Genomic DNA, 13,904 nt, shown 5'->3' on the forward strand with positions numbered 1-13,904 from the left:
CAGACTCACTCCATCGTGCGCACGGGGGTGGTGCACCAGCGGCTGCGGCCGATGCCGGCAGCACTCTGGAAGCGATCGTCGCGGAAGTCCGCTCGGCCGGTTCTGGGCTCAATGCGGGCCACCCGCCAGAGCTCCTGCTCGCAGTTGATCGTGACGGTGATGCGGGTGCCGTCGGTGGCGTTGATCCGCACGAAGCGCACACCGTCGTAGAGGCCCAGGGGCTGGCCGCCCGCTGCCTGAAGCAGCACCGCCAGGTTGCTGCCTGCCGGGGCTGCCAATGCGGCAGCCGGGTGGCTGACAAGGCAGCCGGCGATGGCCGTGAGCAGCAGGGGGAGACGGCGTGAGAGCAATCTGGTCATGGCGAGGAGAGGCGGCGTGCTGGGCAGCATTGTGGTGGTCACCCTCGGTGCCGTGATCCCGCTGGTGATCCTGCGGCTGCTCAAGCGCGCCTGAACACTAAAGGCCTGAAGGCCAGGTCGCCAAAGGAAAACCCCCCTGTGGCTTGAGGGCTACGGGGGGTGCGATCAAAGGGTGATCCAGTTGCTGCTACTGCATCGACTGCAATTGATCCAGCAGCTGGTCAGTTGCAGTCGCTTTTCTTGGTGTAGGTGATCGACTGATAACGGCCGTCGGTGGTGCGAATCGTCACGCAGTTGTTCGTGGAGGGCTGCTCCCAGTAGGTGAAGGAACTGTCGGCCAGCTTGGTGCCACCGCGGTAGGTGTAGCCCTTCGACGTCAGGGTTCCTTCGGCCTGGCCCCCTTTGGCGCCCACCAGGGATTGCAGATCGGAGACCGGAGCGCCCTCCCGGGCCGGCTCGGTCGTGGTGATGGGCTTGCCGGAGATCAGACCGCCGATCAGGGCGCCCACCGCGGCACCCAGGAGTGTGCTGGAATCAGCCTTCTGGGCGGAATCCTCGAAACGGGCGTCGGGGTTCTCGACACGGTCGAGCCGAACGGAGAGCTTGCGGGGTTCCCCGTCGTTCCAGCTGAACACCTCATGGTCCGACTGGGCGCTGTGAATGACGCTGCGAATTCCGTCGTAGGTCTGCACACTCAGCGCCTGCACATTAGGACCCGAGAAGCTGAACTCAGTGCCGTCATCGAGCTTCACGACATAGGCATCGGTGTTGCCTGCCTTTTTGTGCTTGAAGGTGCAGTGTCCATTGAAGGCTGCGTAGCCACCGGTCATGAGCTTGCAACGGCCCTGGGCCCTGACCAGCACCTCGGCCATGGCCGCCGGGGCGAAGGGGGCGGACAGGCCCGCCAGGAGAAGGCCAGCGCCGAGGGCTGCAGAGGTTTGACGAAAGCTGCGAACCATAGTTAATGCTGAAAGTGAAATTCTGATCAGACCGCCTCATTGACAGTCCACGTTTGACGCATAACACACGCTTCAGGGCTAGGCCAAGCCGATTGGACCCTTTGCTCACCGACTTGCCCCGATGGTTCCCCTGATCAAACCGAACAGCGTCAGCGCGGCCAGCAGCGGCCAGATCAGCAGCAGATCCACCCGGATGTTGGCCTCAGGCGTGCGGAGCTGCACCAGAGCCTCCCAGGCGGCATACACCCCCCAGGCCAGGGAGGCCCACAGCAGGGGGCGGGCTGACGGCCCGCTGACGGCACCGGAGAAGCGCAGCACGGACCAGCCAGCAAGCAGGACCAGGGCCACGATCAGAATGTGGCCGGGTTGTCCGACCAGGACTTCAGTGAGGAGGGCCACCGTTCACTACCGAGGGCTCCCACAGGAGCGTGAGAGTTTCCTTACCTAGAACAGAATGCCGCCACAAGCGAGAAGGCACTGATGCAGTTGCCCATCCTTGACCAGGAACGAGCTGATGAACGGTGCCTTGGAGGCCTGGCTGGTCAGGGCACTGCGCCAGGCCGGGCGGCCCACAGTGGGTGCTGGCCTAGTGAGCGACGCACCGGAGTTCTCCCTAGGAGCGGCGACAGCAATGCCAATCCCACCGGTGGCACCCGCCAGGTGACCTACAAGCTGGTGCCGGGCGAGGCGATGGGGCAACTCGAGCCGGTGCGGTCCACCCAGTTCTGAGCAGAAGGCAGCCAGGCCTTGCCTGGATCAGAGGCCGCGTGGCGGCGCGGCGATGGCGGGCCTGTCGCAGGGCAGGGGATGGGTGGGGCTGGCGTCGTCGTCGGTGTTGAGCATGGCCACGCCCGGGAGGGCGCTGCGCAGGGGTTCAGCCGGGGGCGTTGAAGGATTGCTCGGATAGCCGCGGCCGTTGAAGGGCAGACGGGCGTAGTAGCCGTGGCCCGCATCGATCCGCACCCGGCTGATCAGGTCTCTCCAGCCGTTGTGGCGCTGGTCGCTCACCACCAGCGGCGGCTTGAACAGCGACATCTGTGACACCAGGCGCAGACCCTTGCCTTTGGGTCCGCTCTGGAACACATAGGCGTTGCAGCCGCCGGTGCCGCAGGTGTAAGGGCCGATGACGGTGGCCACCAGCTCGTCCTGCCGGTCTCCGTTCAGGTCGATGCGGTTGTAGGCATAGCGCAAGGGGCCCGCCGCCCGACAGGCGTTGCGGCGCTGATGGATCTCGGCCTGACGCCATTCCGCCGTACCCGGGTCGGGCCCATGGCCCTGGTCGTCCAGCACCGATACGGGAAACAACTCCTGTTGCAGCGCCTCTTCCAGGACGCGGTTCGCTGTGGCGATCGGAGCCACGATCTGACGGATCCGGGGGGCTGGACCGCTCAGCTGGGCTGATGCGTTCTGCAGGGTTCCGGCCAGCGCCAGCAGGGCGGCAGCGGTGCCCAGGGCCGCCGGGCCGATCCGGAAATGCGGGATGCCAGGGGCCATGGGGTTGCGGGGCGAAGGCGAGTGCAGCTCAGCTGGCCAGCCGCGCCGCCGCCAGGGGATCGGCGCAGCGCTGCTGGTCGAGGTGGCTGATGTGTCGCCGTTCGTTGTAGTACAGCTCCTGGAAGCGCAGGGCATCGCCGTTCAGTTCGCTGAACATCGAATCGATCCTGCTTTCCATGCTCAGGGCAGCGGCGGCGCTGGCCTCCGCCTCACTCTCCTCCAGCAGCCGGGCGATGCAGCGCTCCAGCGTTTCCAGCCGCTGAGACCCCCAGGCATCAAGCAGATGGCGGCAGCGCTTGAGGCTGCGCTGACGCTCCAGCACCGCCGTGGTGCCGCGCAGCTGCAGCAGGGGTTCAGCCAGGGCCATGCGTTGCAGTTCGCTCGGCTCCAACAGGGGGGTGAGCCTGTTCAGCAGCTCGCTTTCCTCCACCAGCAGCCGGTCGCTCAGGAGACGCGGCAGATCCAGATCGGCCAGATCGTCGCCCGGATCGCTGCCCCGGTTGATCGCCTCCAGCCGGCCGACGCCGAGGTTGTCTTCTTCCAGTTCGCTGATGCTTGCCCAGAGCAGGCGGTGGTGGGCGATGGCGAAATCCTCCAGCTCCCGCTGGCGCAGCTCCCGCCTGATGGCGCCGCGGTGGCGGCCGGCATGCAGGTAGAGCCGCAGCAGCTCCGCTTCGGCGCGCTCGCGCAGGCCGATCTCCCCGGGTTGCTCCCAGCGGCTGGCCCGGCCATGCCAGCGTTCCCCCTTCACCTGCTGGCGCAGGTCTTCCTCCAGCTTCTGGGCCAGCCGCGCCTGGCCACCGCTGAGCCGCTCGGCCACCTGCTGGAGGTAGTGGCTGCGCACGGCGCTCTGGGGCAGCTTGCCCAGCAGTTCCACCAGCGAGGCCACTGCCTGCTGGAACTGGTCGGAGCGGGCCAGATCCTTGCCCTCCAGCGCCTGCTCGATCTGCCAGTCGAGCCAGAGGGGTGCCCGCTCCAGCAGGGCCCGGTACTCCCCGGCACCATGCTGCTGGAGGAATTCATCGGGGTCCTTGCCGGCGGGCAGGTGCAGCACCCGCAGCTCCAGCTGACCCTGCAGCGCCTGCTGCTCCACCGCCCCGATCGCCCGCTGGGCGGCGCGCACGCCGGCACCGTCGGTGTCGAAATTGAGCACCAGGCGGCGGCTGTCGCAGCAGCGGCAGAGCTGGGTGATCTGCTGGCTGCTCAGGGCCGTGCCCAGCGACGCCACCGCATTGGTGATGCCGGCGGCATGGAGGGCGATCACATCGAAGTAGCCCTCCACCACCACCGCCTGGTCGTCCTTGCGGATGGCGTTGCTGGCGCGATCCAGGCCGAACAGGTGCTTGCCCTTCTCAAACACCTCCGTTTCCGGCGAGTTGAGGTATTTCGGCTCGCCGCCATCGAGGCTGCGTCCGCCGAAGCCGATCACCCGGCCCTGACGGTCGCGGATCGGCACCATCACCCGGTGGCGGAAGCGGTCGTAGAAGCCGTCGCCGCCCTTGCGCGGCACCACCAGCCCGGCCGCCTCCAGCAGCTCCGGCGCCAGGTTCTCCACCTGGCCGAGGTGGTTGAGCAGACCGTCCCAGCGCTCGGGCGCATAGCCCAGGTCGAAGGCGTCGATCGTGCCCTCACTCAGACCCCGCTCCTTGCTGAGGTAGGCCAGGGCGCCGGCGCCTTCGGGGCTGCGCAGCTGGCTGCGGAACCAGCCCGCCGCCAGGCCGAGGGCGCGCAGCAACGCCTCACGGCGGGAGAGCTGCCTGCGCAGGCGCTCCTGCTGCGGTCCATCCAGCGTTTCCACCGGCAGCTGGTACTTGCGCGCCAGATCCAGCACCACCTCGCTGAAGCTGATGCGCTGCAGCTCCATCAGGAACTTGATGGCGTTGCCGCCGGCCCCGCAGGAGAAGCAGTAGTAGAACTGCTTGGCGGGCGACACCGTCATCGACGGCGACTTGTCGTCGTGGAAGGGGCAGATCCCCACGAACTCCCGCCCCTTCTTCTTGAGCACCACGTGCTCGCCCACCACATCAACGATGTCCGCGCGCTCCTTCACCGCTTCGATCGTGCGGGGGTGGAGGCGGGCGTGGGGTTGGGACTGGCTCAAGGGATGGCGCTACCGCTGGGGTGGCTCTGGAGCCCATTCTGCCCCACCACACCAGAAGTGGTGCGTCTCCGATCCAGTGCAGCCCCCGGCCTGGCGGGCGGGCCTGTGGATGGTCGCCAGCGCCCTGGCCTTCAGCCTGATGGGGGTGTGCGTCAAGGCCCTGGGCGGCCGCCTGCCGGTGGCGGAGGTGGTGCTGGCGCGGGCGCTGGTGAGCCTGCTGATCAGCTGGTGGATGCTGCGGCGCGCCGGCCTCAACCCCTGGGGCCAGCGGCGGCGGTTGCTGGTGGGCCGCGGCATCCTCGGCACCGCAGGGCTCTATTGCGTCTACCTGGCCCTCACTGGCCTGCCGCTGGCGGTGGCCACGGTGCTGCAGTACCTGCACCCCACCTTCACGGCCCTGCTGGCCTGGCCGCTGCTGGCCGAGCGGCCGGGCTGGCGGGTGTGGGGCGCCGTGCTGCTGGGTTTTCTGGGGGTGGCGGTGCTGGCCGCTCCGGGCGGGGCCGGGGCGGTTGGTGCCGGTTTTGGCGCTGCGGCTGACGCTGGTCTGCCGGCCCTGCCGCTGCTGTTCGCCCTGGCCGGTGCCCTGCTCTCGGCCCTGGCCTACGTGAGCGTGCGCGCCCTGCGCAGCAGCGAGCATCCCCTGGTGGTGGTGTTCTATTTCCCGCTGATGGCCCTGCCGCTCAGCCTGCCGCTGGTCTTGTTGCAGCCGGTGGCCCCCACGGCCGCTGAGCTCGGCTGGTTGCTGGGGGTGGGGGTCTTCACCCAGCTGGGGCAGATCGCACTCACCTACGGATTGATGGGCATGGCGGCCGCCCGGGCCACGGCCATCAGCTACGTGCAGGTGCCGCTGGCGGCGCTTTGGGGGGTGTGGTGGTTCGGCGAGACCGTGCCGGCCAGAGCCGGGTTATCGGCTCTGCTGGTGCTGCTGGCCACCCTGCTCAGCCTGCGGGCCAGTCCTGCCCCGGCCAGCCGCTCCGCCTCGACGTGATTGGTCAGTTGTGGAGAGAGTCAGGAGGGAACGACGGATTCGGGAAGCATCAGCAGGGAACCGATCAGAAAACCCATCGCCCCCACGAGGGTGAAGATCAGCGACACCGTTGGGAAAGCCGGCCCCATGCTGGAGGGCAGCACAATGCTGACCACGGCTGACAGCAGGAACCCCACACAACCAAGCAGGTTGGTGGTGGTGACCCACCAGGACAGGCTGCGGGGCTGCCATGCCCACGGGGAATGGCAGGTTTCCATGAAGGCGAAAGAGCCGGAGGCCATGAACAGCAACGAACCGAGAATGTTGGGCGCCCAGATCAACAGGTCCTGGTCGAACCAGTCCAGCCCGGTGTTGAGCGCGTTGTAGGTGTTGAGATTGAACAACAGCGTGCCGGGGAACTGCAGGGCACAGCTGAGCCAACCCAGATCCCCGGGCTTCCACCCGAACCAATGCCAGTGTCTTCGACTGCGCTTTTGCTGGCCGGAGACCGGAGGGGCGTTGGCGGCCTGAAACAACTGCAGGTAGGCGGCGGTGGTGAACGGGAAGGAACCCAGAAGGAACACCCTGCTCACGGCCTCCGGGCTCAGACGCCACTGCTGGGCCAGCGGTGGGTGGAGGCTCAGCCAGCTTCCGAGCCCGAACAGCACTGATCCAAGGGCAAACAACACGCCGATCCACCAGTTCAGCTCCCGTGGCATCCACAGGCATCGACGCAGGGCCATCTCCAGGGCCAGGGCGTTGTCACCCGCTTGCACAGGCAGACCCTTGCGATTGTGGCGTGAGCGCCACAGGCTCACGATCTGCCCCTCTCTCCAGGTCACGCGCTTGGTGATGAACGGCCATGGACCGTCCTGCACCAAGACGGAGCGTCCAGGCCGGTCGGCGCTGATCGTCATCGCAGCTGTCTCAGTGATGGAAACCCGACGCTTCCCGGCTGCTCAGCGAGGTGCTGACGGGATGGAGCTGGAGATGATCAATGGCGCTCCTGATGTCCTCCAGCAGCAGGTCGGCGAGGTCACGGCTGACGCCGTGCCGCACCAGGATCCGCTGGATGGCCTGATCGCTGCAGTGGGCCGGCAGGGTGTAGGCAGGCACCTGCCAGCCCCGCACCCGCAGGCGATCGGCCAGGTCGAAGAGGTTGAAACCCGGATCCACGCCATCCTTGATCCTCCAGCACAGGGCGGGAATTCCTGTGTCGGGATCACCGCCGTAGATGATCTCGAACGGACCAAGTGTTTCGATCTCCTTCGCTAGGTGCTGGGCGGTGGCATAGCAGGCGTTGTGCACCTTGCGGTAGCCCTCTTTGCCCAGGCGGATGAAGTTGTAGTACTGGCAGACCACCTGGCCGCCGGGCTTGGAGAAGTTCAGGGTGATGTCGCGCATGTTGCCGCCCAGGTAGTTCACCCAGAACACCATCTCCTCGGGAAGATCCTTCGCCTCTCGCCACAGCACCCAGCCGACGCCAAGCGGTGCCAGGCCGAATTTGTGGCCTGAGGCATTGATCGATTTCACCCTGGGCAGGCGGAAATCCCAGATCAGATCCGGGCTGCAGAACGGGGCAAGAAATCCCCCGCTGGCACCATCCACGTGGATGGGGATGTCGAGGCCGGTCTGCTGTTCATAAGCATCGAGCGCTTCGGCCACCTGCTGCACCGGCTCATACTGCCCAGTGAAGGTGACGCCCAGCGTGGGCACCACTCCGATCGTGTTCTCATCGCAATGCTTGAGCACCTGCTCCGGCGTCATCATCAAGCAACCGGATTCCATGGGGATCTCCCGGTGCTCGATGTCCCAGTAGCGCGTGAACTTATGCCAGCAGATCTGTACAGGACCAGTGACGAGATTCGGCCGGTCCGTGGGCTTCCCCTGCTGGCGCCGGCTGGCCTCCCAGCGGCGTTTCATCGCCATGCCGCCAAGCATGGCCGCTTCGCTCGATCCGAGTGTGGTGCAGCCGATCGCCCCATCGATCGACGGGGCATTCCAGAGATCGGCCAGCATGCGGGCGCAGCGGGACTCGATTTCGGCAGTCTGCGGATATTCGTCCTTGTCCTCCATGTTCTTGTTGATGCACTCATTCATCAGCTGATGAACTTCCGGCTCCAGCCATGTCTGGCAGAAGGTGGCCAGGTTCTGGCGGGAGTTGCCATCGAGCATCAACTCATCGTGGATGGCGGCATACACAGCCCTGGGATCTTTCTCCTTGGCTGGAAACGTGCGCTTCGGCATGCCAGTCGAGAGATCGCCGGAGGCATAGATGTCGTCGTCGCTGGAGTGACGCTCAGATTGAAGATCTGGCTTGGATGCCATTGAATAACTTGGCGATTCGATTGAGCTAACTCTATGGCATTTGCAGATTGATTACTGGCGCCTTTGTTGTGAGGCGGCTGGCCCTGATCAGGCTGGCCGGTCGCGCTCGAGCGGCAGTGGATCCACCAGCCACTCCTGGCTGAGGCTGTCGGCGGCCGCCCCGACCGGGCGGGCCAGCCGCCAGCTCTCCCCCCGCTCGCCCCGCAGCAGATACAGCTCAAAGGGGCTGTCCACCCGGTAGGGATCGTCCGCCAGGCGCCAGTCGAACTGCCCGGTGAGGTGCAGGCCCTTGCCCAGCCCGATCGGAATGGCCTCCTGGTGATCGACGCGCACCCGGCTCACCTGGGGCCGCCCCTCGCTGGGCTCCAGCGCCAGGGCGTCGGCGATGGCTCGCTGGGTGAGCTCGATCTGCAGCCCCAGGGCCTGCAGCAGCACGGCCCGGGGCGGTTGGCCCACCGCCTGGCAGCCGCCCAGCCCCAGCAGCCCCACCCCGAGCAGGAGCACCAGCAGGGCGCTCAGCAGCGACCTCCTCCACTGGCTCCGCGGGAGGGGGATGGCCACAGACCGGCTGGCGGGGGTTGGCGGACCGGGCAGCATGGATCGGTTCAGGAGTGGTCTCCATGATCGGCTGGCTGCAAGGCCATGTGGCAGAGCCGTGGCAGCAGGGCAACCGTTGCGGGCTCCTGCTGGCCTGCGCCGGCGTGGGCTACGAAGTGCAGCTCACCCGCCGCCACTGGGAGCTGCTGCCCCCGGCTGGCAGCCCGCTCTGCCTTTACACACACCAGTCGATCCGTGACGACGGCTGGACGCTGTTCGGTTTCGGGGCACGCCACGAGCGCGATCTGTTCCGCCTGCTGGTGGCCGTCAGCGGTGTCGGACCCCAGATGGCCCTGGCCCTGCTGGGCACCATGCCCTGCGAGGAACTGGTGCGGGCGATCGTTCAGGCCGACCTGCGCCGTCTCTGCCGGGCGCCGGGGGTGGGCAAGCGCACGGCCGAGCGGCTGGCGGTTGAGCTGCGCGGCAAGCTGGCTGAGAGCTTCGGGGCGGCTGCCGCCGCTGGCGATGACGACCTGCTCGATGGGGTGGCCGGCAGCACCGATGGCGACCCCGGGCCGGCTGCTTCCACCCGCGAAGAGCTGCAGCTCACCCTCACGGCCCTGGGCTACGAGCCTCTGGAGATCAGCCGTGCCCTGCGTGCCCTCGGTCGGGAAGGACTCGATCCGGCCCACGACGCCGACGCCTGGCTGAGCGCCTGTCTGCGCTGGCTCGCCCGCGAGGCCGCCTGAGCGGGCCGCTTGGTGGCCAGCACCCTGAGGCGTTAGGTTGATTGTTTGCACCGTCAGGGCCCGACGCCGGCATGCCGCTCGATACCACCAAGAAGCAGGAACTGATCAACTCCCACCAGACCCACGGCACCGACACCGGTTCGGTCGAGGTTCAGGTGGCGATGCTGAGCGAGCGGGTGACCCAGCTCACCGGCCACCTGCAGAAGAACAAGCACGACTTCTCCTCCCGCCAGGGGCTGCTGAAGATGATCGGCCGCCGCAAGCGGCTGCTCGGTTATCTGCGCGCTGAGAGCGAGGAGCGTTACAGCCAGCTGATCGCCAAACTCGGCATTCGGGGCTGAGTTCAGCCATGGCGGCCAAGCGCAAGCCCCTGCCGTTTGAGCCGGAGCGTCAGCCCAGGGCCGGCGCCACAGCCAAGGCCGGCACGACAGCCAGATCTGGCAGCAAGGCTCAGCCCAAGGGCTCCCAGGTGATTCCGCCGGCCGTGGCCAACCGCATGGCCCGTCGCATCGGTGTGGCCACCGGTATTCCTTCCGTGCTGGGCATGGGCGTGTTCATCGGCAGCTACCTGCTGGTGAGCCACGGCATCCTCGACGTGCCGCCTGTGGTCACCCTGGCCAGCTCAGGGGGCCTGTTTCTGCTGGGAGTGCTCGGTCTGAGTTATGGCGTGCTCTCCGCCAGTTGGGAGCAGGAGCCAGGCACCCTGCTGGGCACCGAGCAGATCGGCACCAACATCGCCCGCATGAAGGCCTCGATCAAGGCCATCCGCCAGGGCAGCGGCAGCGGCGCCTGAGGCTTCAGGCGTTCTGCAGCGCCGAGTGAAGCCTGGCGGTGAAGGCGGCTTCAGTGAGGGTGCTCAGTGCAGCGGCGCCATCGCGCACGCAGAACTGGTGACCGAGGCGCACGTAACGGGCTTCGTCGTGGAGCTGCACCTTCGCCACCACCGGCACTCGCACGCCGGCCTCCTCCTGCTCCGGTCGGTGCCGCACCAGACACTCCCTCAGGCGGTGCTGCACGGTGATGTCGCTGGCCTGATCAGCCATCAGCTCCACCAGCAGCACATCGAGGTCGTCGATGGCGCGGCAATCATCCAGGATCAGCTGCACCCGGTCGTCGCGGCGGTCCACTGATCCCCAGATCATCAGCCGCGCATCCACCATCAGGTTGTCACTGAGGCGGGCGTAGGCCTTGGGGAACACCACGCACTCGGCACTGCCGCTGAGGTCCTCGAGCTGCAGCACGGCCATGCGATCGCCCTTGCGGGTGGTCACCTGGCGCACCTCCGGCAGCATCGCCACCACACTGACGCGAGCCTTGTCGGCCTGTTCCTCCAGCCGCCCGAGGCTGATCGGCGAGAGCATCCTGATCGGCCGTGCCAGCTGGCGCAGGGGGTGATCCGAGAGGTAGAAGCCCACCAGCTCCTTCTCCAGGCGCAGTTTCTCCTTGGGGGGGTAGTCGGCCACCGGCGCCGCCTTCGGGGCGGTGCTCTGATTGGCGGGGCCTGGTTCGGCTGCTGCCGATCCGGCGGCTTCACCGGGGGTGGCGAAGAGATCGAACAGGTTGCCCTGGCCGCTGGCGCGGTCCCTGGCGCGGGAGCTGGCCCAGTCGAGCACCAGATCGAGGTCGGCCATCAGCTGGGCGCGGTTGGCACTGGGTTCCAGCCCATCGAGGGCACCGCAGTGGATCAGCGACTCCAGCGCCCGCCGGTTCATCAGCGTGGTGGGGATCCGGTCGCAGAGGTCGGCCAGGGAGGCGAAGGGACCGTCCTGGACACGGGCCTCCAGCAGCTGGCGAATGGCGCCATCGCCGAGGTTACGTACCGCCGAGAGTCCGAAGAGGATCTTCTCCCCTTTCGGGGTGAAATCGATGCCTGAGGCATTGAGATCGGGGGGCATCACCTCGATGCCCATCGCCTGGCAATTGGCGATGTAGCGCTGCACCTTGTCCGTGCTGCTGGCATTCACCGTCAGCAGGGCGGCCATGTAGGCCACGGGGTAATGGGCCTTGAGGTAGGCCGTCTGATACGTGACGGCGCCGTAGGCGGTGGAGTGGCTCTTGTTGAAGCAGTATTCGGCGAACAGCACCATCTGCTCGAACAGCGCTTCGGCCACCGCGGCGCTCACCCCCCGCGCCGTGGCTCCCTCCACGAACTGGCTGCGGTGTTTCTGCATCTCCGACACCTTCTTCTTTCCCATCGCCCGCCGCAGCAGATCGGCTTCTCCGAGGGAATAGCCAGCCAGATCCTGAGCAATGCGCATGATCTGCTCCTGGTAGACCATGATCCCGTAGGTCTCCTTGAGGATCGGCTCCAGGGCCGGGCAGGCGAAATCGATCGCTTCGCGGCCATGCTTGCGGTTGATGAATTTCGGAATCAGGCCGGCATCGAGCGGACCTGGCCGGTAGAGGGCCAGGATCGAGGAGATGTCCTCCAGCGAGGAGGGCTTGAGGTCGCGCACGATCTGACGCATGCCGCTGGATTCGAGCTGGAAGATGCCCTCCAGGTCGCCGCGCGCCAGCAGGGCGAAGGTGTCGTCATCGCAGGGGGGTAGGTCGTCGGGATCAATGCGCTCACCGCTGCACTGCTCCACGAGATCGAGGGTCTTGTCGATCATCGTGAGGTTCTTGAGGCCGAGGAAGTCCATCTTCAGCAGCCCCATCGCCTCCACGTCTTCCATGAAGTACTGGGTGATCACCTGGCCATCGTTGTTGCGCTGCAGCGGCACCAGCGAATCCAGCGGTTCAGCCGCGATCACCACACCGGCGGCATGCACGCCGAAGGTCTTGTTGGTGCCCTCAATGCGGCGGGCCATGTCGACCCAGCGGCGCACCTGGGCATCGTTCTCATACTTCTCGCGGAATTCCGGTGCCGGCGACTCGGGGCCGATCATCTCCTTGAGTTTGGCAGGCTTGCCCCGCACGACGGGAATCAGTTTGGCCAGGCGGTCGGCATCGCCGTAGGGGATGTCCAGCACGCGGGCCACATCCTTGAGCACCGCCTTCGAGGTCATCCGGTTGAAGGTGATGATCTGGGCCACCTTGTCCTCGCCGTAGCGCTGGGTGACGTACTCGATCACCTCGCCGCGGCGCTCGATGCAGAAATCGGTGTCGATGTCAGGCATCGACTTGCGCTCGGGGTTGAGGAAGCGCTCGAACAGCAGACCGTTGCTGACGGGATCGATGTTGGTGATGCCCAGGGCATAGGCCACCAGGGAGCCGGCGGCCGAACCCCGGCCCGGCCCCACTGGAATGCCCTGTTCGCGGGCGAAGCGGATGTAGTCCCACACCACCAGGAAGTAGGTGGGGAAGCCCATCTGCTCCATCACCTGAAGCTCGAAGGCCAGCCGCTCGCCGTAGAGCGGATCGATCGGATCACTGCTGCCCAGGTGCAGCCGCTGGCGCAGCCCCGCCTCTGACACCTCCGCCAGATAACTCACCGCCGTGTGCCCGTCAGGGATCGGGAAGCGGGGCATCTGCTGGCGGCCGAGGATGTCGTAGGCCTCAACCTTCTCGGCCACCGCTGCGGTGTTGGCGATCGCTTCGGCTACCACCTCCGGCTCGAGGTGATCGGCGAAGAGGCGGCCCATTTCCGCTTCGCTCTTGATGTATTCGGTGCCGGTGTAGCGCAGGCGCTTCTCGTCGGTCACGAGCTTGCCGGTGAGCACGCAGAGCAGGGCGTCGTGGGCCTCCACGTCGGCACTGCTGAGGTAGTGGGCATCGTTGGTGGCGATCAGCTCGATGCCCAGCTCCCTGGCGATCCGCACCAGCTCCACGTTCACGATCCGGTCTTCCGGCGAGCCGTGGTCCTGGATCTCCAGGTAGAAGTCGGCTCCGAAGCGCTGGTGGTACCAGCGGGCCACGTCGCGGGCCACATCCTGGCGGCCCTTGAGGATCGCCTGGGGAATCTCACCGCCCAGGCAGGCAGTGGCCAGGATCAGTCCTTCGCGGTGCTGCTCCAGCAGCTGCTTGTCGATGCAGGCCCGCGAGAAGATGCCGCGGCCGCGCATGCCGCGCAGGTGGCTGAGGCTGGTGAGCTTCACCAGGTTGCGGTAGCCGGTGTCGTTCTTGGCGAGCACCACCAGGTGATACCGGCGTTCGCCCTTCACCCAGGGATCATCGATCGAGCCGTTGATCACGTACATCTCGTTGCCGATGATCGGCTTGATGCCGGCCGCCTGGCAGAGCTTCAGCAGCTCGATCGCGCCGTACATCACCCCGTGATCAGTGAGGGCCAGGGCCGGCATGCCCAGTGCCACGGCCCGCTCCACCATCTGCGGCAGCTGGCTGGCGCCATCCAGCAGGCTGTAATCGCTGTGGTTGTGGAGGGGGACGAAGGCCAAGGACTCAGGCGTCAGACGCCACCACAGGGTGTTGCCACGTTACCGGCCACCAGATGTGGTGTCAGCCGGCGGC

14 protein-coding genes are annotated in these 13,904 nt (G+C 66.7%); 5 read left to right on the forward strand and 9 right to left on the reverse strand.

All coding sequences use genetic code 11. The annotated features are described in order from the left end of the window. Nucleotides 1–5: 5 nt before the first annotated feature. The 3 genes from WH5701_RS02895 to WH5701_RS02905 all read right to left on the reverse strand — a co-directional run bounded on the left by WH5701_RS02895 (nucleotide 6) and on the right by WH5701_RS02905 (nucleotide 1,717). A complete protein-coding gene (locus WH5701_RS02895) occupies nucleotides 6–359 on the reverse strand; it encodes a hypothetical protein (RefSeq protein ID WP_037979485.1) in 354 nt (117 codons plus the stop codon). A gap of 221 nt (nucleotides 360–580) precedes the next feature. Beyond that, nucleotides 581–1,318 carry a hypothetical protein gene (locus WH5701_RS02900; RefSeq protein WP_006170421.1) on the reverse strand — a complete coding sequence of 246 codons (738 nt, stop codon included), beginning with the start codon at nucleotides 1,316–1,318 and terminating at the stop codon, nucleotides 581–583. A 105-nt stretch (nucleotides 1,319–1,423) separates the two neighbouring features. Then, nucleotides 1,424–1,717: a hypothetical protein gene (locus WH5701_RS02905; protein WP_006170422.1), complete on the reverse strand. Its 294-nt coding sequence runs from the start codon at nucleotides 1,715–1,717 to the stop codon at nucleotides 1,424–1,426. Nucleotides 1,718–1,798: 81 nt separating this feature from the next. Between WH5701_RS02905 and WH5701_RS17415 the strand changes: the two genes are divergently transcribed. Continuing rightward, a complete protein-coding gene (locus WH5701_RS17415; protein ID WP_156776510.1) occupies nucleotides 1,799–2,047 on the forward strand; it encodes a hypothetical protein in 249 nt (82 codons plus the stop codon). A gap of 27 nt (nucleotides 2,048–2,074) precedes the next feature. Here WH5701_RS17415 and WH5701_RS15605 read toward each other — a convergent pair whose 3' ends face one another. Next, nucleotides 2,075–2,812 (reverse strand): hypothetical protein, encoded by a 738-nt coding sequence (locus WH5701_RS15605; RefSeq protein WP_006170425.1) that lies wholly within the window; start codon nucleotides 2,810–2,812, stop codon nucleotides 2,075–2,077. Nucleotides 2,813–2,840: 28 nt separating this feature from the next. Further along, a complete protein-coding gene (gene dnaG / locus WH5701_RS02915; RefSeq protein ID WP_006170426.1) occupies nucleotides 2,841–4,913 on the reverse strand; it encodes a DNA primase in 2,073 nt (690 codons plus the stop codon). 109 nt (nucleotides 4,914–5,022) lie between these two features. Here dnaG and WH5701_RS02920 point away from each other — a divergent pair, with 109 nt between their 5' ends. Further along, nucleotides 5,023–5,901: a DMT family transporter gene (locus WH5701_RS02920; protein WP_006170427.1), complete on the forward strand. Its 879-nt coding sequence runs from the start codon at nucleotides 5,023–5,025 to the stop codon at nucleotides 5,899–5,901. Nucleotides 5,902–5,921: 20 nt separating this feature from the next. Here WH5701_RS02920 and WH5701_RS02925 read toward each other — a convergent pair whose 3' ends face one another. The 3 genes from WH5701_RS02925 to WH5701_RS02935 all read right to left on the reverse strand — a co-directional run bounded on the left by WH5701_RS02925 (nucleotide 5,922) and on the right by WH5701_RS02935 (nucleotide 8,805). Further along, on the reverse strand, nucleotides 5,922–6,797 hold the full coding sequence (locus WH5701_RS02925; protein ID WP_006170428.1) for a hypothetical protein: 876 nt from the start codon (nucleotides 6,795–6,797) through the stop codon (nucleotides 5,922–5,924). Between the two features lie 10 nt (nucleotides 6,798–6,807). Continuing rightward, entirely contained in the window at nucleotides 6,808–8,208 is a 1,401-nt protein-coding gene (locus tag WH5701_RS02930; protein WP_006170429.1) for a glutamate decarboxylase, read from the reverse strand. An 87-nt stretch (nucleotides 8,209–8,295) separates the two neighbouring features. Further along, nucleotides 8,296–8,805 carry a hypothetical protein gene (locus WH5701_RS02935; RefSeq protein ID WP_006170430.1) on the reverse strand — a complete coding sequence of 170 codons (510 nt, stop codon included), beginning with the start codon at nucleotides 8,803–8,805 and terminating at the stop codon, nucleotides 8,296–8,298. Nucleotides 8,806–8,828: 23 nt separating this feature from the next. On the opposite strand from WH5701_RS02935, the gene ruvA reads away from it, so the two are divergent. From ruvA to WH5701_RS02950, 3 genes are all read left to right on the forward strand, one after another. Beyond that, nucleotides 8,829–9,494: a Holliday junction branch migration protein RuvA gene (ruvA, locus tag WH5701_RS02940; RefSeq protein WP_006170431.1), complete on the forward strand. Its 666-nt coding sequence runs from the start codon at nucleotides 8,829–8,831 to the stop codon at nucleotides 9,492–9,494. 71 nt (nucleotides 9,495–9,565) lie between these two features. Further along, complete coding sequence (gene rpsO, locus WH5701_RS02945; protein ID WP_006170432.1) at nucleotides 9,566–9,835, forward strand: 30S ribosomal protein S15; 270 nt, start codon at nucleotides 9,566–9,568, stop codon at nucleotides 9,833–9,835. 8 nt (nucleotides 9,836–9,843) lie between these two features. Next, nucleotides 9,844–10,287: a PAM68 family protein gene (locus tag WH5701_RS02950; RefSeq protein WP_006170433.1), complete on the forward strand. Its 444-nt coding sequence runs from the start codon at nucleotides 9,844–9,846 to the stop codon at nucleotides 10,285–10,287. Between the two features lie 4 nt (nucleotides 10,288–10,291). On the opposite strand, the gene WH5701_RS02955 is transcribed toward WH5701_RS02950, so the two are convergent. Next, nucleotides 10,292–13,831 carry a DNA polymerase III subunit alpha gene (locus WH5701_RS02955; RefSeq protein ID WP_006170434.1) on the reverse strand — a complete coding sequence of 1,180 codons (3,540 nt, stop codon included), beginning with the start codon at nucleotides 13,829–13,831 and terminating at the stop codon, nucleotides 10,292–10,294. Between the last annotated feature and the right edge of the window lie 73 nt (nucleotides 13,832–13,904).

Source organism: Synechococcus sp. WH 5701 (assembly GCF_000153045.1).
Taxonomy (GTDB): Bacteria; Cyanobacteriota; Cyanobacteriia; order PCC-6307; family Cyanobiaceae; genus Regnicoccus_A; species Regnicoccus_A antarcticus.